The sequence below is a fragment of the Streptomyces sp. BF23-19 genome (genome assembly GCF_041106355.1).
Classification (GTDB): domain Bacteria; phylum Actinomycetota; class Actinomycetes; order Streptomycetales; family Streptomycetaceae; genus Streptomyces; species Streptomyces virginiae_A.
On the sequence record NZ_JBGBPT010000104.1, the window covers coordinates 1 to 23133 of the forward strand.

Sequence of the window (23133 nt, forward strand, 5' to 3'; positions counted from 1 at the left end):
TTGACGGCGACGACGGGGACGCCGTTGCGTGCGGCCCGGTCGGCGGCGAGCAGGAACGACCGGCTCCGCGAGCACCGCGGCCCGGTGCTGCCCGGCTGGGTCGGCGTGGCCGTCGGCGGGCTCGCCCTCGCCGGCTGCGTGGCCGTGCTCTGGCGGGCCGGGGCCGTCCCCGCCTCCTTCGTGGCCGCCTTCGGGGCGGCCCCCCGCGCCTACCACGGCCTGCGCGCCACCCACTGGCCGCCGCTCGCCTTCCTCGGCATCGTCGCCCTCGTGTCGCTCGGCGGACTCGGCCGCTCCCGCACCGGCCACGCCTGGGTGCTCACCCTCTTCGGCCGCTACCGCGGCACGGTCCGGCGTACCGGCCTGACCTGGGTGAGCCCCCTGCTCCTGCGCCGGCGGGTCGACGTACGACTGCGGCACTGGCGCAGCGACCCGATGCCCGCCGTGGACTCGGGCGGCCTCGCCCTCCAGGTCGTCGTCCAGGTCGTCTGGCAGGTCCGGGACACCGCACGCGCCACCCTCGCCGTCGAGGACCACACGGAATACCTCGCCGAGCAGGTCGAATCGGCGATGGCCCGCGTGCTGTCGCAGCTGCCCGCCGACGCCTTCCACGAGGACGCCCCGACCCTGCGCGACGCCGAGGCCGTCGGTGACGCGCTGACCCGGATGCTGGCCGCCGGGACCGAGGCGGTCGGGATCGAGGTGTTCTCGGCCCAGCCGACCCGGATCGAGTACGCGGCCGAGGTGGCCGAGGCCATGCGCCGCCGCCGGGTCGCGGCGATCGACGCCAAGCACCGGGACACCGTGCTGACCTCGGTCGTGGACGCCGTCGACGACACCGTCCACCGGCTGACCTCCCGCGGGCTGGTCGAGCTCGACGACTACGAGCGCAAGGCGCTGGTGAAGGACCTCACGGTCGCCTTCTACACGGGCCGCTCCGAGTAGGGGCTCCGACGGGGGCGGGAGCGCGCGGGAGAACGGGTGGCCGGAAGGTGACGGACCACCCGTTCTCCCATTGGTATGGACATGGCCAACTCTCGTCAATAATCTGGGACTTGGTCTAGACCTGATCCCCACACGCGCGCGCTCTCACCGAACTCCCCCCACGTTCAAGGAGCATCATGCGTCCCATCCGCATGCCCGAACGGGCCGGCGTCGCCGCGCTCGGACTCGGCCTCGTCGTCGGAATCACCCTCGTCAGCGCCCCCGCCGCCAGCAGTCACGGCTACACCGACACCCCGATCAGCCGCCAGAAGCTCTGCGCCAACAGGACCGTGTCCGACTGCGGCGCGATCCAGTGGGAGCCGCAGAGCGTCGAGGGCTTCAAGGGGTTCCCGGCCGCCGGCCCCGCCGACGGCAAGATATGTGCCGGCGGACTCTCGCAGTTCTCCGAGCTCGACGACCCGCGCGGCGGCGCCTGGCCCACCACCAAGGTGACCAGCGGGCAGAGCTACGCCTTCCGGTGGCAGTTCACCGCCAACCACTCCACCACCGACTTCAAGTACTACGTCACCAAGAACGGCTGGACCGGCACCAAGGCCCTCACCCGCGCCGACCTCGAACCCCAGCCCTTCCTCACCGTCGCCTACAACGGCGCCCGTCCCTCGATGACCACCGTCCATCAGGGCGCCATGCCCAGCGGTAAGACGGGCCGGCACCTGATCCTGGCCGTCTGGACCGTCAACGACACCCCGATGGCCTTCTACGCCTGCTCGGACGTTCAGTTCTGACGTTCAGTTCTGACGGTCGGTTCTGTCGTTCAGTTCTGACGTAACGTCAGCTACCCTCCGGCGGCATGCGGACGACGACTGCACCCGACACCGTCGCGGAGCTCATAGCGCGCCAATGGGGCGACCACCGGCCAGGGCTGATGCACCAGGACACCGAGCGGCACGTCCTCACCCACCACCGGACCGCCCAGGAGGCCGCCGCACGCGCCGCGCTCCTCGTCGACCTCATGCCCCCGGGGGCCGAGCCACACCTCGGGGTCCTGCTCGACAACACCCCCGAGTTCCCGTTCTGGCTCGGCGCGGCGGCCCTCGCCGGGGCCGCCGTCGCCGGGATCAACCCCACCCGGCGCGGCCCCGAACTGGCCCGCGACATCCTGCACACCGACTGCCGGATCCTCATCACCGAGCGCGCCCACCTGCCGCTGCTGCGCGGCCTCGACCTGCCCGGCGTACGCGTCCTGGTCACCGGCACCGAGGAGTACGAGGCCCTGCTCGCTCCCTACGTCGCCGCCGAGCCGGGCGAAGCCGCCCTGCGGGCCCCCGCACCCGACTCCCGGCTCCTCCTCTACTTCACCTCCGGCTCCACCGGCGCCCCCAAGGCCGCCATCTGTACCCAGGGCAGGCTCGCGGCCGCCGGAGCCGCGCTGGCCCACCGGTTCACCGTCACCCCGGACGACGTCCACTACATCTGCATGCCGCTCTTCCACGGCAACGCCGTCATCGCCGACTGGCTGCCGGCACTCGTCGGCGGGGCCCCGGTGGCGCTGCGCCGCCGCTTCTCGGCCTCCGCGTTCCTGGACGACGTACGGGCGTACGGGGCCACGTACTTCACCTATGTCGGGCGGGCGATCCAGTACCTCCTGGCCACCGAGCCCCGCCCTGACGACCGCTCCCACACCCTGCGGCTCGGCTTCGGCACCGAGGCCGGGGCGGTGGACGCGGCCCGCTTCGCCGAGCGGTTCGGGGTCCGGCTGGTGGAGGGCTACGGCGCCACCGAGGGCGGCGCCTCCGTCCAGAGCACCCCGGACACCCCGCCCGGCGCCCTGGGCCGGGCAGGCGCCGGCGACGACCTGGCGGTGATCGACCCGGCCACCGGCGCCCCATGCCCGCCCGCGGTCCTCGACCCGGACGGGCGCCTGCTCAACGGCTCGGAGGCGATCGGCGAACTCGTCAACCGCGGCCGCAGCCTCTTCGAGGGGTACTGGCGCAACCCGGACGCGGAGGCCGACCGCACCCGCGACGGCTGGTACTGGACGGGAGACCTCTTCTTCCGCGACCCGGCGGGCTTCCTCTACTTCGCGGGCCGCACCGACGACCGGCTCCGGGTCGACAGCGAGAACCTCGCCGCCGCCATGATCGAGAACATCCTGGCCCGCTGGACGGACGCGGCGGCGGTCGCCGTCTACGCCGTCCCGGACGAGGTCGCGGGGGACCAGGTCATGGCGGCCCTCGCCCTCCGGGACGGCGCGGCCTTCGACCCGACCGCCTTCGCGGCCTTCCTCTCCCGCCAGCCCGACCTGGGCACGAAGATGGCCCCGCGCTACGTCCGCGTCGTCGCGGCCATGCCGACCACGGCGACGAACAAGATCCACCGGGTCTCCCTCCGCCACGAGGGCTTCCACTGCGCGGACCCGGTCTGGCACCGCTCCCCGACCGGCGGCTACCGCCGCCTCGACGGAGCGGCCCTGACCGCACTCCTCGCGACCTACGCGGCCCAAGGCCGCTCCGACCTGCTGCGACGGCCGGGGACACCCCCCGCTCGGAACGACCGGCCGGGCCCCGGCCACGTCGAAGCCTCGGCGGGCCGTGACGTCGCCGGTCCGTGACGTCGCCGGGGCTCAGTCGCCGGCCCGCAACCCGGCCCTCGCGTACCTCCGCGGCCAATGGTTTTGAGCACCCCTGAGGACCGGGTAGTATTTTCTCTGTCAGCAGGCGCCGCTAGCTCAGTTGGTTAGAGCAGCTGACTCTTAATCAGCGGGTCCGGGGTTCGAGTCCCTGGCGGCGCACCTGTCCTTCGGGCGGTTTCCGGTCTCACCGGGAACCGCCCGAAGTGTTTTCCGGGCCTGTCGGAGCCTGCATGGGGCCTGTCGGTCGGCTCCTCAGAGCGTGAGCGACAGCAGCAGCGGTGCGGCCTTCCGGTTCAGGGTGTCCGCGGCGGCCCGTAGTCGGTGCGCGTGCTCGACGGGCATCGACAGGGCCAGGCAGCCCACCGAGGCCCCGGCCGTGATCGGCACCGCCGCGCAGACCGTACCCACGGCGTATTCCTGCAGGTCCAGCACCGGCACGGTGGCGGGCTGGGCGTCCAGCTTGGAGAACAGGATCCGCTCGTTCACGATCGTCTTCGACGTGAGCCGGGCGATCTTGTGCCGGGACAGGTGGTCGCGCCGCCCGTTCAGGTCGAGCTGTGTGAGCAGACACTTGCCGACCGCGCTGGCGTGCGCGGCGGAGCGGAAGTCGACCCACTCGTGCACCTTCGGGGTGCGGGGACTGTCCGCGAACTGGGTGATCCTGACCTCGCCGTCCACGTACCGGCTGATGTAGACGGCCGCGCCGACCGAGTCGCGCAGCCGGTCCAGGGTCTCCTGGAGCTTGTCGGTGAGCGCCTGCTGCCGGTCGATCCCGGAGCCGAGCAGGACGAGGGAATCCCCTATGGCGTAAGCACCGTCGGACACCTGCAGGACATATCCCTCCCGGCGCAGCATGAGCAGCATCGGAGCGAGATGGGCTGCGGGCAGGCCGGTCTCACGCGCGATCTGCACGTCCGTCACACCACCGGTGTGACGCGCGATCGTTTCGAGTACGCGTAGTGCGTACTGCACCGAGTGGAACGGCGCGGTCGGCTCGGGCTTCAGCGCCACGGTTTCCCCCTAGCAGGTTGTTACCGCTTGCCCTACCACGATAGCCATCAAGAGGCGCATGTGGAGCGCCTGTTGAGGAGATTGATGGCTCAATCAGGTCTGTCTGCCTGGATCTACTCCATTGGCATATGCCAGTGGCATGCGCGACGCCTCCCAGCGCCGGGAATGCCCGGCGGCCGCCCACGGTTCGAACTCTTCGTACGGTGTCGCACTGATGTCGTACGGACCGGAGAGCGAAACGGGAGCGACGATGAGTGACGCAGGGGACGACGCACAGGGCAACGCGCGCGGGAGCGGCGAGGCGAACCGGAACGCGAGCGACGGGATCCGCGCCACCGCCCCGGGCCGGGCGCCCGTACCGCTCTCCGTCCTGGACCTCGTCACCGTCGGCGCGGGCAGCACCGCCCACGCCGCACTCCGCACGAGCGTCGAGATCGCCCGCCTCGCCGAGTCCCGCGGCTACCACCGCCACTGGGTCGCCGAGCACCACTCCATGCCCGGCGTCGCCAGCTCCTCGCCCGCCGTGATCCTGGCCCACCTCGCCGCGCACACCTCCCGCATCCGGCTCGGTTCCGGCGGGGTCATGCTGCCCAACCACGCCCCGCTCGCCGTCGCCGAGCAGTTCGGCACCCTGGAGGCACTCGCCCCGGGCCGGATCGACCTCGGACTCGGCCGCGCCCCGGGCACCGACGGCCGCACCGCCGCCGCCCTGCGCGGACCCGGGCGCCTCGACGAGGCCGCCGACGAGTTCCCCCGGAGCCTCGCGGAGCTCACCCGCTTCCTCGACGACGACTTCCCCGACGGGCATCCGTACGCCCGCGTGCACGCCGTACCGGGCCCGGTCCAGGGCCCCGTCGGTCGGCCGCCGCTGTGGCTGCTCGGCTCCTCCGGCTTCAGCGCCCGCCTCGCCGGCGAGCTCGGCCTGCCCTTCGCCTACGCCCACCACTTCTCGGCGGCCGGCACCCTGCCCGCGCTCGACCTCTACCGCCAGACCTTCCGCCCCTCGGCCGTCCTCGACGCCCCCTATGCCGTCATCGGCGTCTCGGCGCTCGCCGCCGACACCGACGAGGCGGCCCGCGCCCAGGTGCTCACGGGCGCGCTGTCGATGCTGCGCCTGCGCACCGGTCGCCCCGGCCTGATCCCGACGCCCGAGGAGGCGGCGGCGTACGCCTACTCCGCGCTGGAGCGGGAGTTCGTGGACAGCTGGCTCGCGAACGTCGTCCACGGCACCCCGGACGAGGTCCGCACCGGGCTCGACGACCTGGCGAAGCGGACGGGCGCGGACGAGCTGATGCTGACCACCAACGCCCACAGCGGGGCCGCCCGGTTGCGCTCGTACGAGCTCATCGCAGATGTGTACGGCATGCCCGTGGAGGCGCCCGCCGCCGATTGACGGCGTGCGAACGGCGTTTGGCTGGTTTGTTGCCGAAACCTTGCGAGGAGCTGCCTGAAGGCAGCCTTAAACCGCTCGTCACCCGGGGTGGCGAGCGGTTTCTGATGTGCGCTCATGTCTCTGACTTGGGGAAATAGCGCGTGAGTGGTCTAGTCCTTCTTTGGTCCGAACCATTGACGTGGGGGTGGAGTGATCGCTATCACTTCTCTCACCCGAACCGCTTGAACTCCCCTCCCCCCTCCCACCCCCACGGAGACAGCTCATGCACATCCGTAAACCACTCCTCGCAGCCGCCGCCACGGCCGCGTTGGCCGCCGGAGCGCTGGCCTCCTTCGCGGGACTCGGCACCGCCCAGGCCGCCGACGCCTCGGCCGGGGCCGCGGCGGGCGGCGTCCGTATCGCCTACTACGACCAGTGGAGCGTGTACGGCAACGCCTTCTACCCCAAGCACCTCGACACCCGTGGCATAGCGGGCAAGCTGGACGTCATCAACTACTCGTTCGGCAACATCCACCCCACCAACCTCACGTGTTTCGAGGCGAACAAGGCGGCGGGCGACGACAACAACCCCAGCGCCGGTGACGGCGCGGGCGACTCGTACGCCGACTACCAGAAGTCCTTCAGCGCCGCCGACAGCGTCAGCGGCGTCGCGGACAAGTGGGACCAGCCGATCGTCGGCGTCTTCAACCAGTTCAAGCAGCTGAAGGCCAAGTACCCCCACCTGAAGATCAACATCTCGCTGGGCGGCTGGACCTACTCCAAGTACTTCAGCGACGCGGCGAAGACCGACGCCTCCCGCAAGAAGCTCGTGTCCTCCTGCATCGACCAGTACATCAAGGGCAACCTGCCGGTCGAGGGCGGATACGGCGGCCAGGGCGTCGCGGCCGGCATCTTCGACGGCATCGACATCGACTGGGAGTACCCGGGCTCCTCCGGCGGCCACCTCGGCAACCACTACGCCCCCGAGGACAAGCAGAACTTCACGCTCCTGCTCAAGGAGTTCCGCGAGCAGCTCGACGCCTACGGCCAGGCCAACGGCGGCAAGAAGTACATGCTGACCTCGGCACTCCCGGCCGGCCAGGACAAGATCAAGTACATCGAGACGGACAAGATCGGCGCGTACCTCGACTACGCGAACATCATGACGTACGACATGCACGGCGCCTGGGACAGCGACGGCCCGACGTACCACCAGTCCCCGCTGTACTCCCCGGCCGGCGACCCGACCGACCCGATCGCGCCGGGCACCCAGAAGTACAGCATCGACAACGCGATCGACTCCTGGATCGACGGCAACCCGGCCTACGGCATCACCGGCGGCTTCCCCGCCGACAAGCTGACGCTGGGCTACGAGTTCTACTACCGCGGCTGGAAGGGCGTCCCCGCCGGGGCGAACAACGGCCTCGCCCAGTCCGCGACCGGCGCCTCCGGCGCCCGGCCCACCAGCCAGCAGGCCGGTATCGCCAACTACAAGGAGCTCGGCGGCCTCGTCGACAACCCGGCGACCACCTTCTGGGACGACCAGGCCAAGGCCTCGTACTTCTACAAGGACGGCGAGTTCTTCACCGGCCTGAACCAGAAGGCCATCCAGGCCCGGGTCGACTACGGCAAGCAGCGCGGCCTGGCCGGCGCGATGATGTACTCCCTGCTCGGCCTGGACAACAACACCACCCTGCTGAACCAGATCTCGGACGCCCTCGGCGGCACCACCGTCCCGCCGACCACCCCGCCGACGACGCCTCCGACCACTCCACCCACGACCCCGCCGACCACGCCCCCGACCACCCCGCCGACGGGCTGCGGCTCGACCCCGGCGTATGTCGCGGGCACGATCTACACGGCCGGCAACGAGGTCGCGCACAACGGCCGCAAGTACAAGGCCCAGTGGTGGACGCAGAACGAGACCCCGGGCACCACGGGTGAGTGGGGTGTCTGGAAGGACCTCGGCGCCTGCTGATCTCCCCCCACCCCGCGCCGAGCGACGCCTCCGCCCCGCCCCCACTCTCCCGGGGGTGGGGCGGAGGTGTGTCACATGGTTGCCGGATTCACGACATCGGTGCGTTTCGGTGTCGCTACCCTCGGCCACACGCTCGTTCTCCGCTTGGGGGTGCCGTTCCCATGGCTGTCGTCCGTGACATCGATCCCAGCGCCTCGCCGCTGGACTACTACAGCTACGAGCTGCGCCGCTTGAGGGAGGAGGCGGGTCTGAAGCAGGCGCAGCTCGGCGCGATCATCTTCTGCACGGGCTCCCTGATCGGCATGATCGAGAACGGCAAGCGGGTCCCGACGCGGGACTTCTCGGAGCGGGTTGACGCGGCCCTGGGCACGGACGGGCACTTCTCCCGCCTGGTGGGCCTGGTCCTGCGGAGCGTGCTGCCGGTGTGGTTCCAGGCTTTCGCCCAGATGGAAGCCCGGGCGACGTTCATCTCTACGTTCCAGTGCCAGCTGGTGTACGGACTCCTGCAGACGGAGGACTACGCGCGGGCCGTTCTGAGCGTTGAGAAGCCCGACACGCTCGATGCTGCTGTCGCAGCGCGCATGGATCGGCAGCGCGCGCTGGCCCGCGACAATCCGCCGGTGCTGTGGGTGGTGCTGGACGAGGCGGCGCTCCATCGGGAGATCGGTGGCCGTGAGGTCATGCGCAACCAACTCGCCCACCTGCTGAGCCTTCAGGACCGCCAGTGGCTGGAAATCCAGGTGCTGCCTTTCGCAGCGGGCCAGCACGCGGGAATGATGGGCTCGTTCACCCTTCTGAGGTTCGACGACGAGCCGGACATCCACTACAGCGAGAGCTATGACTCCGGTCATATGACCGCCAACCCGCAAGTGATCAAGGAGCGTTCGGTCGGATACGCTCGCTTGCAGGCTGAGGCCCTCTCTCCCCGGGCGTCGGCAGAGCTGATCGCTCGCGTAATGGAGGAACGCTATGGGAAGCATCCAGAACCTGCCGAGCGTGCTGTGGCGTAAGTCGTCCTACAGCGGCTCCAACGGCGGCGAGTGCGTCGAGTGCGCCCCAGTCGGCGCCGCCTGGCGCAAGGCCTCGTACAGCGGAACCATCGGCGGAGACGGCACGGTGGCCGTGCGGGACTCCAAGAACCCCGGCGGGCCGGTCTTCACGGTCACGGCAGCCGCGTTCACGGCCTTCGTGCGGAGTCTCTGACCTCAGAGCCAGCCCTGCTGGGCCGCCTTGAGGCCGGCTTCGAAGCGGCTCGTCGCGTGGAGGCGTTCCATGAGGGCGGCCATCTGGCGCCTGACCGTGCGCAGCGACACCCCGAGCCGCTTCGCCGCGGCCTCGTCCGTCATGCCCGAGGCCAGGAGCTTCAGCAGTTCCAGCTCGGTCGCGGTGGGCCGGGAGTCGCTGGGGCGCGGGCGGTCGGCTCCGAGCGGCACGGCGGCGTCCCACGTCTGCTCGAACAGGGTGGCCAGGGAGGCCACGATGCCCGGCGCGCTGGTGCACAGCGCGCCCAGGCGGGAGTGCTCGGGGTCGATGGGGACGACCGCCACGGTCCGGTCGAAGATCAGCAGGCGCGGCGGCAGGAGCGGACTCGTCCGCACCTGGCCGCCCTGCTCGGTCAGCCACCGGGCGTAGGCCAGCGTCATCGGGTCGTTGCGGGCACTGTCCTGGTACACCGACCGCATCTCGATACCCCGGGCCAACGCGCGCCGGTCCAGCGGCCGGGAGGACTCCAGACTCGCCTCCGACAGTGCGCCGCCCGGCAGGATCGCCAGGCACTCCCGGGTCAGTCCGTGCGCGAGCTGCTCCAGCCGGCTCTGGATGGCGTCCATCCCGACGAGCCGTTCCGCGCCGTCGACCTCGGTGTTCGGGCTGAGCTCCGCGAACTCGGAGACCACCTGCGCCGCGGCCGCCTTGCTGCGGGCCAGCTCCTGCTGCTGCCGGGCCAGTTCCTCCTCCTGGCGGCGCAGCAGGAGTTCCAGGCCCAGTTCGGGCCGTACCGCCCGCAGCGCGCCGGGGCTGTCGCGTGAGGGTCTGAGCAGGTCGAGATCGACGAGCCGGTCCAGGCCCACGCGGACCTGCGTCTCGGTGAGACCGAGGCGCGCGCCGAGCTCGGCGACCCCTCCCGACGGGTCCGCCAGCATGCCCCGGTACACGGCCTCCACGTCCGCCCCGAGCCCCAATGCCTGCAGCATCTCCCAGCCCCCCAGCCGTAGTTGGGCCGCATCAGGCGAGCGCGGCCACCGCGATCGTAGGCGATGTCTGTCACCAAGGTGCCAGGCCTGTTGGTGCCGGCCGGAACCTCTTCTGCGTGGGTCGCGGCGAGAGCAACATGGTGATCACCGGGACGGCGGGGACGAGAGTCCCCGACTCAGGCCAGAGCCGCAAGGACGATCCGGATCAGCGCGCAGCACACCGCACCGAACGCATCGCCCGTCAGCTCGTGACCCTGGGAGAAGCCATGTCCCGCACCGCCCGCTTCGTCGCTGCCGCCGCCGTCCTCGCCGCCCTCTGCGCCGCCGGGGTCACGGCCGTCCCGGTGGCCGGCGCCGCCGAAGGCCACCACGTCAGCGCCTCCGTCGACGGCAGCATCAACTGGGACACGGCGCCCGCGTCCCCCGAGGACAGCATCAACTGGGACTAGCCGGCATGCGCGTCATCCGGGCCTCCCTCTCGGGACCTCGTCATGATCCCGACCGCGACAGCGGGGCGCTCGCGCTCGTCTCGGATCTGATCTGGGCCCACACGCCCGCCGCGCACGGCCTCGAACACCTGCGGGCCAGAGCCGCCGCCGACGGCGTCGACGTCTACCTCTTCCTCCGCGCCTCCTCGGAGGCCGCAGCCCTCGACCAGGCCCACGCCATCCTCGACGGCGCCGCCGGCCCGCTGCGGGCGCACGGATACCGCACCGCCGGGCCGCATCCCTGAACGTTCCCCAAGGAGAACGCAGTGACCCCCACCCTCCGTCAGGCTGCCCGCAAGAGCGCGGTCGCCGCCCTCTCCGCCGCCGTCGGGGCCGGACTGTTCACCGCCGCGTCCGTCGCCGCCGCGCCCACCGCGCAGGCCGCGACCACCTGCGGCGGAACCGCCTCGATCTACGGCATCCTCCCCGACGGCCGCCTCACCTTCAGCAGCATCACCCCGGCCACCGGTCAGCTGAAGAAGGTGCGCGTCGGAGTCGACCTGGGCTTCGAGCCCAAAGCGATGGCCACCCTCAACTTCAACACCGTGCTGGTGACATCGACGACGGGAGCGCTCTACCGCCTCGACGTCCTCACCAACAACGAGTCCCTCGTCCTGGAACGCCCGCCCGTCAAGATCTTCGACAGCGGCTGGACCCACGACAAGCTCACCTACGACGGCCACGGCCACCTGTACGGCACGGCCGGCGGCGTCCTCCTCCAGTACCTGGTCTCGCAGCCCAAGCCGACCGGCTCGGCCCACATCGGGCAGCGCAAGGAGATCGGCAGCGGCTTCGTCCTGAAGACCCTCACGGCCGCCGGCGACGACCGCCTGCTCGCCACCACGTCCGCCGGCGCCCTGTACTCCTACCGGATCGCCGGCGACGGCAGCTGGGACCGCGACGACCTCAAGGCCTCCGGCTGGTCCGGATTCGACCAGGTCGTCTCGCCCGGTGGGGGCCTGTACTACGGCCGGATCGAAGCCACGGGCGCCATGTACTGGTACAAGGACGCCGATCCGGCCGACGGCAGCGGCAGCGACATCGCCTACCACAACGACACCCCCGTCAACACGGGTGGCTGGACCCAGGAGTTGCTCTCCGCCCAGCCGGGGACGTTCGCCTGCACCACCTCCGCGGACCCGCTCGACGGCAGGGACATACCCGCCGTGAAGGCGGCCGGCCGTGACCTGATGAACAAGCACGACGGCGGCGCCTGGAACAGCACCACCCAGTGGAACTGCCTGGAGCAGCTGTGGGACAAGGAGAGCGGCTGGCGCTACTGGGCCGACAACCCGAACTCCACGGCCTACGGCATCCCCCAAGCCCTGCCCGGCTCCAAGATGGACGCCTTCGGCGACGACTGGCGCACCAACCCCGTCACCCAGATCAAGTGGGGCCTGTCCTACATCGACGGCCAGTACGACACGCCCTGCGGCGCCTGGAGCCACTTCCTCAGCCACAACTGGTACTGAGCCCCGCCCGGGCCGCACGCCCGCGCTCCCCGTCTTCCGTCCCCCTCACGCTTCCGGCCCGACGCGCGTACGTCAGGGCTGCCCAGAATCCGGAGACACCCATGTCCTCGTCGTCCCTCAAGCGCCGCCTCGCCGCCACCCTGGCCGTCTCTGCCACCACCCTCGGCATGGTCACCCTCACCTCGGCGCCGGCCCAGGCCGCCGCGATCTGCGGCGGCAACGTGTCGATCTACGGCACGCTCCCCGACGGCCGCCTCACCTACACGGCGATAGCCCCCAACACCGGCGACCGCGTCAAGACCCTGATCGGCGCGAACCTCGGCTTCACGCCCAAGGCGATGGCCACCCTCAACTTCAACACCGTGCTGGTGACCTCGACGGCCGGTGAGCTGTACCGCGTGGACATCCAGACCAACGACAGTGCCTTGGCCCTGGCCGGCGTCACCAAGATCTGGGACAGCGGCTGGACCTTCGACAAGCTGACCTACGACGGCGCCGGTCACCTCTACGGCACGGTCGGCGGCGAGCTGCACCGCTACAACGTCTCCCAGGCCAAGCCCAGCGGGCCGGCCCACATCGCCAAGCACGCCGTGATCGACACGGGCTTCGTCCTCAAGACGCTCGCCGCCGCCGGAGACGACGTCCTGATCGCCAGCACGGCCGACGGTCGACTGCTCTCGTACCAGATCAACGGCGTCGGGGACTGGGAGAGTTCGGTGCTCAAGAGCTCCGGCTGGTCGGCGGTCGACAACCTCGTCTCGCCCGGCGGCGGCCTCTACTACGGCCGTACGAACGGCGGGATGTACTGGTACCACGACGCCGACCCCACCGACGGCAAGGGCGACGACATCGCCTACCACCCCGCCGACCCGGTCGACGCGAGCGGCTGGACCCAGTCCCTGCTCTCCGCCTTCGCCAGCGACTGCACCTACCAGCCGCCGGTCCCGCCCACCCCGACGCCCTCCACCAAGGGCGGGCAGATCGCCCGCAGCGAGATCATGAGCCGTGCCGTGAACTGGCTGAACCGCGACATCCCCTACAGCCAGAGCGCCTACGCGTCCGACCCGGACGGCGACCACACCTACCGCACCGACTGCTCGGGCTTCGTCTCCATGGCCTGGCACGCGGCGAGCAGCTACACGACCCAGAGCCTGCCGGGCGTCGCCGCCACCATCTCCAAGTCCGACCTCCAGCCCGGCGACGCGCTGAACACCCTGGACGGGCACGTGGTGCTCTTCGAGAAGTGGGTCGACAAGGCCGCCGGGAAGTTCTCGTACATCCACGAGGCCAACACCGACGACGACATGATGCGCGGCCAGGACTACCTCAACGGGGGCAGCGACGGCCGCATCGCCGGCCACGCCGCCTCGGGCTACGTCGCCCTGCGCTACGACAAGGTCGTGAACGGCTGACCGAGGGCGCCGGAGGCCCACGGACGGAAGGCCGGACCTCCCACGGGCGGTCCGGCCTCCTCGTGTCAGAACTGGTACTGGCCGACGGTGATGAAGTACCGCAGCTCCTCCGGAGTGCTGCCGTTCAGGAGCCTCTGGCACTCCGCGTACAGCGCGTCGCTGATGCCCGGGCGGGCGAGGATGCGGAAGACATCCACGCGGTCGTCCTCGGCCTGGGCCAGACGCAGGCCGGTCTTCAGGAAGGCGGTGCGGTCCGCCGGGGTGCCGTCGAGGGCCTTGTTCGCCTCGCGCTTGACGCCCTTTCCGGTGGCCGGGTTGGTGTGCAGGATCCGCAGGATGGCGACCTTGTTGTCCTCGTCCTGGGCCTTCGCGTAGCCGGTGGCGAGGAAGGCGGTGCGGTCGGCCGGGGTGCCGTCCAGGGCCTTGTTGGCCTCGCGGGTCACGCCCTTGCCCGGCTTGCCGAACAGGATCCGGAGGATGGCGACCTTGTTGTCCTCGTCCTGGGCCTTCGCGAAGCCCGTGGTCAGGAACGCCACACGGTCCTCGGGGGTGCCGCTGAGGGCCGCGTTCGCCGCGCGGATCACGGACTTGCCGCTCGCCGGGTCCGCCAGGATCTTGGCGATGGCGGCGGCGTTCTCCGTGTCGGAGCCCAGCGCCGCGCCGGCCGGCGCGGTGACCGACGCCTTGACCGGTGCGGCGGCGGCCGAGCCGGCCGCGAGGGCCGGGGTGGCGAGGAGCAGGGCCGGAGCCAGGGCGCCGACGGTCAGCGCGAGCGCGGTACGGGTGAGCTTCATGGCGGTTTCCCCCACAGATCAAGGAACTTGGTCAAGAACCTTTGGCCTGAAGATCGTTACAGGGGGGGTCGGGGCTGTCCAACGAGGAAAGAGCCCCTAGAAGCCCACGGAACAGCCAACCGGAACGGCTAGCAGGGGTGGTCCGCGCCCGGCCGGGTGCCGATCATCTCGGCGATCCGCTCCGGGGCGACGGCCCGGGAGTAGAGCCAGCCCTGGCCCGTGTCGCAGCCCACGCGCCGCAGCCGCGCCGCCTGCCCAGCGGTCTCCACGCACTCCGCAGTCACCGTCAGCCCGAGTCGGTGCGCGAGCTGCACCAGGGCTTCGACGATGGTCTCGTCGGCCGGGTTCGGGTGCGTGCCCTCCTCGTAGCGGAATCCGCGGACGAAGGAACCGTCCAGTTTCAGAACTGATACAGGGAGCCTGCTGAGGTAGGCGAGGTTCGAGTAGCCGGTGCCGAAGTCGTCGATCGCGATCCGCACACCCATGTCGCTCAGCGCCTGAAGGGCCTGCAGGGGGCGGCCGGCCGAGCCCATCACGGCCGACTCGGTCAGCTCCAACTGCAGCAGCTGCGGGGCCAGGCCCGTCTCGGCCAGGATCTCCGCGACATCGCCCACGAGGTCGGAGTCCCAGACCTGGCGGACGGCGACGTTGACGGACACGAAGACGGGGGCGTCGCTGGGCTGTTCGATCTGCCAGCGCCGGGCCTGCCGGCAGGCGGTCCGCAGGACCCACTGCCCCAACTGGACGATGGACCCGTCCTCTTCGGCGATCCCGATGAACCGATTCGGCGTGAGTGTGCCGAATTGCGGGTGGTTCCAGCGCACCAGGGCCTCGACCCCACGCACGGCGCCGCTCTCCAGGTCCACGAGCGGCTGGTACTCCAGCTCGAACTCGCCCCGTTCCACGGCCGGTCGGAGCGTGGAGGAGAGGGCCTGACGCGTCATGCGGTGTGCGTTGCGTTCCGGGTCGAACAGCGTCCAGCGGGCCTTGCCGTCCGCCTTGGCCCAGTACAGGGTCGTGTCGGCGGCCTGCATCAGCCCGGTCGCCGAGGTGCCGGCCGTCGCCCGCTCCACGACCCCGATCGAGGCGGAGACCGACAGCCGCTGCCCGGCCAGGTCGAAGGGCTCCTGTACGGCGGCCAGCACGCTCCGCGCCAGGTCGGCGAGCTGTTCGGTGCCGGTGGAGTCCTCCACCAGCAGGGCGAACTCGTCGCCGCCCAGGCGTGCGACCAGGTGCCCGCCGGTGCGCCCGTAGCCGGACTGGTCGGCGCACTGGGTCAGCCGGGCGGCGACGGCGGTCAGCAGCCGGTCGCCGACCCGGTGGCCGAGGGTGTCGTTGACGGCCTTGAACCCGTCGAGGTCCAGGTAGCACAGCCCGATCCGGCCGGTGCCGCCGCCGTGTTCGTAGGAGGAGGCCTCCAGGGCGGCGGAGAGCCGCTCGAAGAACAGCGCACGGTTGGGCAGGCGCGTGACCGGGTCGTGCATCTGCAGGTGGCGCAACCGGGCCTGGAGGTCGCGGCGGTCGCTGATGTCGGCCACCGACAGCAGGACGTCCCCGGTACCGGGGACGGGTCCGAGCGTGACCTCGGTCCAGAGTGAATGTCCGTCGGGATGCTTGAGGCGGCGGGTGCAGCGCAGTCGGGCCTGTCGGCCGCGGAGCACCTCCTGGTACGCGGCCCAGGTGCGGGCCTCCGCGGCCAGGTCCACCAGGTCGGCGGCGGACCGGTGCACGAGGGCGTGCGGTTCGCTGCCGAGCAGCCCGGCGAAGGCCTGGTTGGCGGCGACCACGTAGCCCTCGCGGTCGACGACGGCCATGGCGAGGTGGGCCGCGTTGAAGGCGGCCCGGTAGTCGCGCAGGTCGGAGTCGGTGCGGTACGACGACGCCGGCGTGGCCTGGCCGGCCGATGCCGACGGCACTGCCGGCACTGCCGGCACTGCCGGGTGACGCTCCGTAATGGCCGATCGGATGCTGTCGGCCGCCGAACCGGTTCCTTCTGAGGTTCCGCTCACCGTTGGCTCCCGCAGTGTTCGTGAGTGTCCGCGCAGGAAAGTGTGCCGATCATAGAGGCTGTCGTGAGGCTCTATCCAGCGGCACCACCGGTTGAGACGGTTCGGTTCGGCGTGATGACGGATCGCCGACGCACGACCGGGCGATCGTTTCTGCGCGGCTCTGAGCATGCGGGGGCTTCTGCTGATCTCAGGTGATCGGTCGTGACGTTCTGTAGGCAGGGGCGTGAAGTTCGGGGGTCACCGACTTGCCGTATTACTCACTCGTGTGGGGCAGCGGAACAGGGCATTAGTAAGACAATCGCCTCAAGGTGGATGAACAGACACGAATCCACCACCGGAGGTCGATGTGGCGCGACAGCAGACACCCGGGGGAGTGGAACGCTCCCGCCTCCGAAGTACCGCCGCGGCGCTCACCTCCCTGACGGCGCTCGCCGCCATGTCGCTCGTCGCCGGTCCCGCGGTGGCCGACTCCGGAGCCGGACCCTGTGCGCTGACCCGCACCGCGGCGCACCACTCCCTCGGCCTGGACACCTGGAACGGCGCCTACCCCAAGCCGGAGCGCACCCTCGACGCCGTGATGGTCTTCCTTTCCTTCCCCGACCACCGGAGCACCCTGAGGACCGAGGAGATCGTCGGCGACTACTTCCCCGCCACCAGCGACTTCTTCGAGCAGGCCTCGTACGGACGGTTCCGGCTGGCCCCGCACCCGCAGAAGCAGTGGATCCAGATGCCCAAGCCGTCGACCGCGTACGGCATAAAGCGGGACTGGGCGGCCGGGGACCGGGCGTCCTACCTGCGGGACGCGGTCACCACCGCCGACGCCCAGGTGGACTTCCGCAAGTACGACGTCGTCTACTTCGTCGCCGACCCGGACGCGCCCGGCGTGGACTCCGACGCCACGAAGGTCGTCAACTTCGAGCACCCGATCGTCGCGGACGGCACGGAACTGCGGCGGATCGTCACCGTCTTCGAGCGCCACCCGCCGGACCGCAACGTCCTGGCCCACGAGACCGGGCACGTCTTCGACCTGCCCGACCTCTACCACCGGCCCACGGACGGCAAGGGCGACTGGGACACCTACGTCGGGGACTGGGACGTCATGGGCAGCCAGTTCGGCATGGCCCCGGACCTCTTCGCCTGGCACAAGTGGAAGCTGGGCTGGCTGGACCCCTCCCAGGTGGACTGCGTGCAGACGGGCTCCTCGATGCACACCCTGCAGCCGCTGGCCCAGGCCCCGCCGAGCGGCGGTACGGGCGGGACCCGGCTCGCGGTGATCCGTACGGGCCCCGGCAGCGCCATCGCCGTCGAGGCGCGGGGCTCCGCCGGCAACGACGGGGACACCTGCACGGAGGGCGTCCTGGTCTACCGGGTGCGCAACGAGGCCTCGTCGGGCGGCGGCCCCATCGAGGTGCTGGACGCGCACCCGTCGACGGAGGCGTGCTGGGACCGCTCGGTGTACCCGCCGCTGGCGGACGCGCCGCTGGAGGTGGGTGAGACGTACACCGTGCCGGGGGAGCGGATCACCATCGAGGTGGCGGACCGCACCCGGTCCGGCGCGTACACGGTGAAGATCACGACGTGACCGCCGGAGAACGACGGAGGCCCCCACGCGCGTGGGGGCCTCCGTCGTTCCTGCCGACGTGTCATGCGGGGGCGGCCCGCCGCCACGTGACGGCGATGTCGGCCATCACCAGGATGCCGATCACGATCACGAGCGCCCACAGGGTCTCGCCGTGCACGTCACCGAACGGGATGTAGACGGCGAGGCCCGCGGGGGCCATGCCGCGGTAGTGCGCGACGGCCTTCGTCGCATTGCGGGGCAGGGGTACGGGCAGCGAGGCCATCCGCCAGCCGGACTGCGGCTCCGGCTGCTCGCCGTGGGGCCGGCCTTCGAGCCAGGGCGGGGTGCTGTTCATGACGTCGTCTCCTCGTCTCTGGGCGTGACTGAGCGATGAGGGGGCTGCGCTTCCTCGATGGGGGCGCGGCACACCCGCCGTGCGGGAACGATCGAAGAGCGGAGTGCGGTCAGCCGGCCGGAAGCAGGTCGGGCGCCACGATCGCCACCCAGGCCTGAACGGAAGCTTCTTTGGTACTGAGCAGGGTGCGACGGAATCGGCTGACGGGCGGACGGCGCCGGTCCGGCCGGAGCCGGTCCCAGGCGGCATCGGTCACCGCCAGGACGAGCTCGGCGCGGCCGTCGGTGAGAGGGAGTCGGAGCTCGGGGGCGTCCAGGAGTCGGAAGGCATGGCTGATGTCCCTGCCGACATGGCCCTTGTCGTCCTGGACGGTCACCCCCGTGTGCAGGACGGCGCGCAACTGGATCCGCTCGGGGCGCGCGGCCCCCGCGTTGTGGTCGCGGAGCGCCGTGGCCAGCGAGGGCACGACGGTGTCGACGACGAGGCCGGGCTCGACGGAGGCATCGAGGAGGCTCATGATGCCGTCCCCGCGGTCGAGCATCTCGCAGGCCGCGGGTCGGATCCCTGCCCTCCGGAGCCCGGTCGTCAGGGCGTCGTACAGGACCCGTCGCATCGCCAGGCAGGCGCTGTCGGTGCGGTCGGGTCGAGTGAAGCCCACGATGTCCAGGCCCAGGAAGGTCTTGCGCACGGGCATGTGCATACGGCTACGCTAACACACTGTCAGTTCTACATGGAAGGAGTGTGAAAATTACCAGTTCTATGGGGTGTTGCCGGCCGCGAGCAGCCGCAGGACCGGAAGGTCGATGATGGCGATCCGGCTGCGGCTGGTCGTGACCACGCCCTGGCGACGCAGCAGGTGCAGGGCCTTGGTGACGGCCTCGCGGGACGCCCCGACCATCGCCGCCAGCTCGCCCTGGGTGAGAGGCAGGGCCGGCGATCCGAGATCCGGGCTTTCCGGTGAGGTGTCGAGCTGCTCGGCGAGGGTGGCGAGCTGCGAGGCGATGCGCTGGAGGACGGTCTGGGACGCCATTTCCAGACGGGCCTGGTCCGACTGGCGCAGTCGGGCCGTCAGGATGCGCACCAGGGTGCGCAGGACCTCCGGATGGGCGTCCAGGAAGGCGTTGAGCTGGGCGGCGGTGACGATGGTCGTCGTGACATCGGTCTTCGCGATCACCGAGGCGGACCGCGGCCGGCCGTCCAGCGCCGCCATCTCGCCCACGATGTCCGGGCCTTCGCGCAGCCCCAGGATGACCTCGTGGCCGGTCTCGGCGCTGACCACGACCTTGGCGGTGCCCTCTTGCAGCAGGATCGCGTGCGTCGACGGCTCGTGCTCGCGCAGGATCACGTCTCCGGGCGCGTACCGGACCTGGACGCCGAGGTCCCGAAGGGCGGCCGCGTGCTCGCCGGCCAGGGCCTCCCACAGATCGCTCTTGCCAGTCATGACCGCTTCCTCGGTTGGTACGCGCGACCCGTACAACGTAGACCAGGAACGCCAAAAGCCGCCCTTCCCGAAGGAAGAACGGCCTTGTCAGGCGATTACCTCGCTGTGCGCCGCCAGGGACTCGAACCCCGGACCCGCTGATTAAGAGTCAGCTGCTCTAACCAACTGAGCTAGCGGCGCTTGGTGACGAGAGAGACATTAGCAGGAGGATCCGCGGAACGAAAAATCGATATCCCCAGGTCCGGTCGGTGCGGGGCTGCGGGCCGCCCGTACGAAGGCCCAGAGCAGGGCCTCGGGCCCGGGAAGCCAGGGCTCGCGCGCGTCCGGGGCCACGAGCCACCGGGACTGGCCGGGCGTGGCGGCCAGCGGCGGCACGGTGACGGCGTCGCCACGGCCGTGGCACAGCGGCGCCGGGGCGGTACGGGAACCTCCCCACTCCTCCCACGCCAGCAGGGCGGGCAGCCGGTGCGCGGTGCCGGGCGCGGCGAACAGCAGCATCCGGCCGCGGTGCACGGCGACCGGCCCGGAGCCGGGGCCCTCGGCCCACAGCAGGTCCAGGACGCGGCGCCCGAGGACGAGCGGGACGTTGACGACGTCGAAGGGATCCCCGCAGGGCAGCGTGGCGGGCAGCCCGGGCCGCGCCTCCCACACCGCGAGGGTGCGCCGGGGGTGGGCGGCTGCGGAGGCGAGCCAGGCGGCGCCCTGCGGGGTGACGTGGGTGGCGGGCGCGGTGCGGGCGTGGGCCGTCGTCAGCGTCGTCATATGCCAGGTGTACCCGCCGTAGCGATATGGATGCCTGGAGTTACCGAAAACCGGGACGGGAAGGGTGCCGCTGGAGTATTTTGCGCACCGTCGGTCCGCTGCGTTCGGCGGTGCGCGCTCGACGGCCTACGTGAGGTCGGTGCCGGTGCCGCGCTGGAGGGTCTCGCCGAATTCGATCATCTTGAGGGCGTAGTCCTCGGTCCACTCCGCCTGCTCGGCGATCAGCGCCGGCGAGAGCCGGTCGAACCGGCGGGGATCCGCCAGCTGGGCCGCCGCCAGGGCCTGGAACTCCACCGCCCGCTCCTGCGCGGCCCGGAAGGCCAGCGTCAGCTCGGTCGCACGGGTCAGCAGCTCCCGCGGGTCCTCGATCGACTCCAGATCGAAGAAGTGCTCCGGGTCCGCCACGGCCTCCGAGGGCTCGAAGAGCAGAGGCGCCGGCCGCAGCCGCCGCTCGGTCCGCTCGGGCTCTGCCATGCGTGTCCTCCTGCTGCGCGTGCGAAGTGATTCCGGGCCACCGTCCATTGTCCAACGCCACGCAAGACCCCTGCGCGACGGGCTGGAACACCCGTACGGCCGATGGGACGCACGAGCAGATCGACAGGCTCGGTGACGAGGGAGTCGCACGCGTGATCGGCCGGCGCCGACATCCGCACCGCGATCCCGGGCTTCCCGACCGCGCGGCGGCCTGCCCGCCGCCACCCGGGTCGCGGGTGCGGACCGGGTGGTGGAGGTGGGCGGCGCCCGCGGCTACGACGGCACTCCGCTCACCGGCGTACGGCTCACCGGCGTACGGCCGCACGCGCACGCCGCGTACGGCCGTCCGGCGGGGAGCCGACTCAGACCGTGACGGCCTCGGCGGCGCGCCGCGCGGCCAGTTCGGCCACGTCGTCCAGGACCCCGGCGAGTTCGCCCGCGAGCGTCTCCGAAGCCTGGAAGCCCTCGGGGCCGAGCAGCTTGGGGATGCCCGGGATCGCGACGGAACGCTCGGCGGGCAGCATGCCGAGCCGGGTGAGGATCGGCAGCAGCATCTCGGCGGCCGGGGCGCCGCCGGTGGGGCCGGCGCTGTAGCTGACGATGCCGACCGGCTTGCCCTTCCACTCGTTGTAGAGGAAGTCGATGGCGTTCTTGAACGGGGCCGTGAAGCCGCCGTTGTACATCGGCAGGACGAAGAGGAAGGCGTCGGCCGAGTCGACCAGGGCGCTCCAGTCGCGGGTGTGCTGGTGCGCGTAGTTGCCGGTGGAGGCGTATTCGGGCTCGTCGAGGAAGGGCAGGGCGATCTCGGCGAGGTCGACGGAGGTGACGTCGAAGCCGCCCCGCTCGCGGGCCTGCTCGGTGACCCACCGGGCGAGCGGGCGGCCGGCGGAGGTGGGGCGGGTGGCGGCGGAGATGACGTGCAGGCGGGTCATGGTGAGTGCTTCCGATCGAGGTGATTGTTGACGTGTCATCTATAGAAGCGGGGGTCTGGGTGACATGTCAACCAGATAAGTGATGTGTCACCGACCTGGCTAGAGTGGCGGACATGACCCCCGCACCGGAGCCAGGGCCCCGCTGGCTCACCGAGTCCGAACAGGACGCCTGGTACGCGTGGCGGCGGATGTTCCCGCTGGTCAACGCCGAGATCGCGCGCGACCTCACACAGGACAGCGGGCTCTCCGAGGCCGACTACGACGTCCTGTCGGTGCTCGGCTCCACGGACGGCCACCGTATGCGCATCAGCGCGCTGGCCGAGCTCATGCGCTGGTCCCGCAGCCGGCTGTCCCATCAGCTCACCCGCATGGAGCAGCGCGGCGCCGTCCGCCGGGAGGGGGTCGCGGGCGACGGCCGGGGTGCGGAGGTGGTCCTCACCGAGGCCGGCGTCACCCTGATCACGGAGGCGGCCCCGCTCCACGTGGAGTCGGTGCGCCGTCACCTCGTCGACGCGCTGACGCCGGAACAACTGCGCACCCTGGCCGAGGTCGGCGAGGTACTCCGCGAACGGCTGGGCGCCCGCCGCAAATCCTGAGCCGGCCGCCGGGGGATCGCCCGCGGCGGCGCCGCCGGATTCCCCGGCCGGCCGCGTCCTGCGGGCCTGCGGGCCTCAGACCGTGAATCCGGAGATCCGTACGTGCGCGACGTCCCCGTCCTCGTAGTCGAGCTCGATGCGCACTCCGTCCGCGAGCCGGTGGCCGGCCTCGTCCTTGACGGGCGCGCGGCCCGGCAGCTGTGGATACGCGCACGCGTCGGAGTCCGTGCAGTCCCCGGAGGTCTCCGCGTCGGGATAGGAAGCCCGCAGCCATGCCTCCGTCTCCCCTCGGGGCGCACGGAAGTCCAGCTCGTACGAGATGCTCAACCACTGGCCGGTGGTGCACTTCCGGTCGTGCGTCCCTGCGGGCAGCTCGGCGGCGCGGACGAACCTGGCCGCCCTGTCGCACGGCACGCCCAAGGTGCCGACGAAGGCCGCCGACACCTGGTACGCCCACCAGCCTCCGACGGCCAGTGCGGCCGTCGTGCCGGTGATCACGAGCCACCGGGTGAGGCGCTTGCGTCGTACGGGCATAACTGAAGAACCCCCTGGTCGGCATCACTTGAACATGTTCAAGGATGCGATCGGGGGGCTCCTGGTTCCACATCCGCCCGAAGATCACGACGACCGGGCGACCGGCCCTGCGGACCTTCCCTACGGTCGCCAGGGCACCCGGTGCTCGGCCGGATGGGCCAGAACCGAGTGGT

23 protein-coding genes, 2 tRNA genes and 1 pseudogene are annotated in these 23133 nt (G+C 71.0%); 14 read left to right on the forward strand and 12 right to left on the reverse strand.

What is annotated here, in order from left to right; all coding sequences use genetic code 11:
* From AB8A24_RS37850 to AB8A24_RS37865, 4 genes are all read left to right on the forward strand, one after another.
* Positions 1-945: SPFH domain-containing protein (locus tag AB8A24_RS37850; protein WP_369478758.1), on the forward strand; the 945-nt coding region annotated here is incomplete at its 5' end.
* 191 nt (positions 946-1136) lie between these two features.
* Positions 1137-1730 (forward strand): lytic polysaccharide monooxygenase, encoded by a 594-nt coding sequence (locus tag AB8A24_RS37855; protein ID WP_328965969.1) that lies wholly within the window; start codon positions 1137-1139, stop codon positions 1728-1730.
* 65 nt (positions 1731-1795) lie between these two features.
* A complete protein-coding gene (locus tag AB8A24_RS37860) occupies positions 1796-3556 on the forward strand; it encodes an AMP-binding protein (RefSeq protein ID WP_369478759.1) in 1761 nt (586 codons plus the stop codon).
* Positions 3557-3662: 106 nt separating this feature from the next.
* A tRNA-Lys gene (locus tag AB8A24_RS37865) sits at positions 3663-3736 on the forward strand.
* Positions 3737-3829: 93 nt separating this feature from the next.
* Here AB8A24_RS37865 and AB8A24_RS37870 read toward each other — a convergent pair.
* Entirely contained in the window at positions 3830-4588 is a 759-nt protein-coding gene (locus AB8A24_RS37870; RefSeq protein WP_030728702.1) for an IclR family transcriptional regulator, read from the reverse strand.
* Positions 4589-4838: 250 nt separating this feature from the next.
* Here AB8A24_RS37870 and AB8A24_RS37875 point away from each other — a divergent pair, with 250 nt between their 5' ends.
* From AB8A24_RS37875 to AB8A24_RS37890, 4 genes are all read left to right on the forward strand, one after another.
* A complete protein-coding gene (locus tag AB8A24_RS37875; protein ID WP_328963250.1) occupies positions 4839-5981 on the forward strand; it encodes an LLM class flavin-dependent oxidoreductase in 1143 nt (380 codons plus the stop codon).
* Between the two features lie 262 nt (positions 5982-6243).
* A complete protein-coding gene (locus tag AB8A24_RS37880; RefSeq protein ID WP_369478760.1) occupies positions 6244-7938 on the forward strand; it encodes a glycosyl hydrolase family 18 protein in 1695 nt (564 codons plus the stop codon).
* A gap of 161 nt (positions 7939-8099) precedes the next feature.
* Positions 8100-8948, forward strand: coding sequence for a helix-turn-helix transcriptional regulator (locus AB8A24_RS37885; RefSeq protein ID WP_369478761.1), 849 nt, complete (start codon positions 8100-8102; stop codon positions 8946-8948).
* A complete protein-coding gene (locus AB8A24_RS37890; protein ID WP_369478762.1) occupies positions 8908-9141 on the forward strand; it encodes a DUF397 domain-containing protein in 234 nt (77 codons plus the stop codon). The genes AB8A24_RS37885 and AB8A24_RS37890 overlap by 41 nt, the downstream gene beginning before the upstream one ends.
* 2 nt (positions 9142-9143) lie before the next feature.
* Here AB8A24_RS37890 and AB8A24_RS37895 read toward each other — a convergent pair whose 3' ends face one another.
* Positions 9144-10130 (reverse strand): LuxR C-terminal-related transcriptional regulator, encoded by a 987-nt coding sequence (locus AB8A24_RS37895; protein ID WP_369478763.1) that lies wholly within the window; start codon positions 10128-10130, stop codon positions 9144-9146.
* A gap of 116 nt (positions 10131-10246) precedes the next feature.
* Between AB8A24_RS37895 and AB8A24_RS37900 the strand changes: the two genes are divergently transcribed.
* From AB8A24_RS37900 to AB8A24_RS37915, 4 genes are all read left to right on the forward strand, one after another.
* Complete coding sequence (locus AB8A24_RS37900; protein WP_369478764.1) at positions 10247-10579, forward strand: hypothetical protein; 333 nt, start codon at positions 10247-10249, stop codon at positions 10577-10579.
* A 5-nt stretch (positions 10580-10584) separates the two neighbouring features.
* On the forward strand, positions 10585-10863 hold the full coding sequence (locus AB8A24_RS37905; protein ID WP_328963255.1) for a hypothetical protein: 279 nt from the start codon (positions 10585-10587) through the stop codon (positions 10861-10863).
* A gap of 21 nt (positions 10864-10884) precedes the next feature.
* Positions 10885-12090: a peptidase S1 and S6 gene (locus AB8A24_RS37910; RefSeq protein WP_369478765.1), complete on the forward strand. Its 1206-nt coding sequence runs from the start codon at positions 10885-10887 to the stop codon at positions 12088-12090.
* A gap of 101 nt (positions 12091-12191) precedes the next feature.
* A complete protein-coding gene (locus AB8A24_RS37915) occupies positions 12192-13502 on the forward strand; it encodes a tachylectin-related carbohydrate-binding protein (RefSeq protein ID WP_328963257.1) in 1311 nt (436 codons plus the stop codon).
* 65 nt (positions 13503-13567) lie between these two features.
* Here AB8A24_RS37915 and AB8A24_RS37920 read toward each other — a convergent pair whose 3' ends face one another.
* Both AB8A24_RS37920 and AB8A24_RS37925 read right to left on the reverse strand, forming a co-directional pair.
* Positions 13568-14296 (reverse strand): ALF repeat-containing protein, encoded by a 729-nt coding sequence (locus AB8A24_RS37920; protein WP_328963258.1) that lies wholly within the window; start codon positions 14294-14296, stop codon positions 13568-13570.
* A 128-nt stretch (positions 14297-14424) separates the two neighbouring features.
* The gene (locus AB8A24_RS37925) at positions 14425-16305 is read right to left on the reverse strand and encodes a putative bifunctional diguanylate cyclase/phosphodiesterase (protein ID WP_369478766.1); all 1881 of its coding nucleotides are present in this window, start codon (positions 16303-16305) and stop codon (positions 14425-14427) included.
* A gap of 346 nt (positions 16306-16651) precedes the next feature.
* On the opposite strand from AB8A24_RS37925, the gene AB8A24_RS37930 reads away from it, so the two are divergent.
* A complete protein-coding gene (locus AB8A24_RS37930; RefSeq protein ID WP_328963260.1) occupies positions 16652-17887 on the forward strand; it encodes a M6 family metalloprotease domain-containing protein in 1236 nt (411 codons plus the stop codon).
* A gap of 61 nt (positions 17888-17948) precedes the next feature.
* On the opposite strand, the gene AB8A24_RS37935 is transcribed toward AB8A24_RS37930, so the two are convergent.
* The 7 genes and pseudogenes from AB8A24_RS37935 to AB8A24_RS37965 form a co-directional block, all read right to left on the reverse strand.
* Positions 17949-18221: a hypothetical protein gene (locus AB8A24_RS37935; RefSeq protein WP_328963261.1), complete on the reverse strand. Its 273-nt coding sequence runs from the start codon at positions 18219-18221 to the stop codon at positions 17949-17951.
* Between the two features lie 109 nt (positions 18222-18330).
* A complete protein-coding gene (locus AB8A24_RS37940; protein ID WP_328963262.1) occupies positions 18331-18921 on the reverse strand; it encodes a hypothetical protein in 591 nt (196 codons plus the stop codon).
* Positions 18922-18978: 57 nt separating this feature from the next.
* On the reverse strand, positions 18979-19662 hold the full coding sequence (locus tag AB8A24_RS37945; RefSeq protein WP_369478767.1) for a Crp/Fnr family transcriptional regulator: 684 nt from the start codon (positions 19660-19662) through the stop codon (positions 18979-18981).
* Between the two features lie 106 nt (positions 19663-19768).
* Positions 19769-19842: transfer RNA gene (locus tag AB8A24_RS37950), tRNA-Lys, on the reverse strand.
* A pseudogene (locus AB8A24_RS37955) lies at positions 19833-20424 on the reverse strand (hypothetical protein). Before AB8A24_RS37955 ends, AB8A24_RS37950 begins: the two are co-directional and overlap by 10 nt.
* A 126-nt stretch (positions 20425-20550) precedes the next feature.
* Positions 20551-20898 carry a hypothetical protein gene (locus tag AB8A24_RS37960; protein WP_030728746.1) on the reverse strand — a complete coding sequence of 116 codons (348 nt, stop codon included), beginning with the start codon at positions 20896-20898 and terminating at the stop codon, positions 20551-20553.
* A 362-nt stretch (positions 20899-21260) separates the two neighbouring features.
* Complete coding sequence (locus tag AB8A24_RS37965; RefSeq protein ID WP_328963265.1) at positions 21261-21830, reverse strand: NAD(P)H-dependent oxidoreductase; 570 nt, start codon at positions 21828-21830, stop codon at positions 21261-21263.
* Positions 21831-21943: 113 nt separating this feature from the next.
* On the opposite strand from AB8A24_RS37965, the gene AB8A24_RS37970 reads away from it, so the two are divergent.
* The gene (locus AB8A24_RS37970; RefSeq protein ID WP_328963266.1) at positions 21944-22426 is read left to right on the forward strand and encodes a MarR family winged helix-turn-helix transcriptional regulator; all 483 of its coding nucleotides are present in this window, start codon (positions 21944-21946) and stop codon (positions 22424-22426) included.
* Positions 22427-22501: 75 nt separating this feature from the next.
* Here AB8A24_RS37970 and AB8A24_RS37975 read toward each other — a convergent pair whose 3' ends face one another.
* Positions 22502-22960, reverse strand: coding sequence for a hypothetical protein (locus tag AB8A24_RS37975; RefSeq protein ID WP_328963267.1), 459 nt, complete (start codon positions 22958-22960; stop codon positions 22502-22504).
* Positions 22961-23133 lie beyond the last annotated feature (173 nt).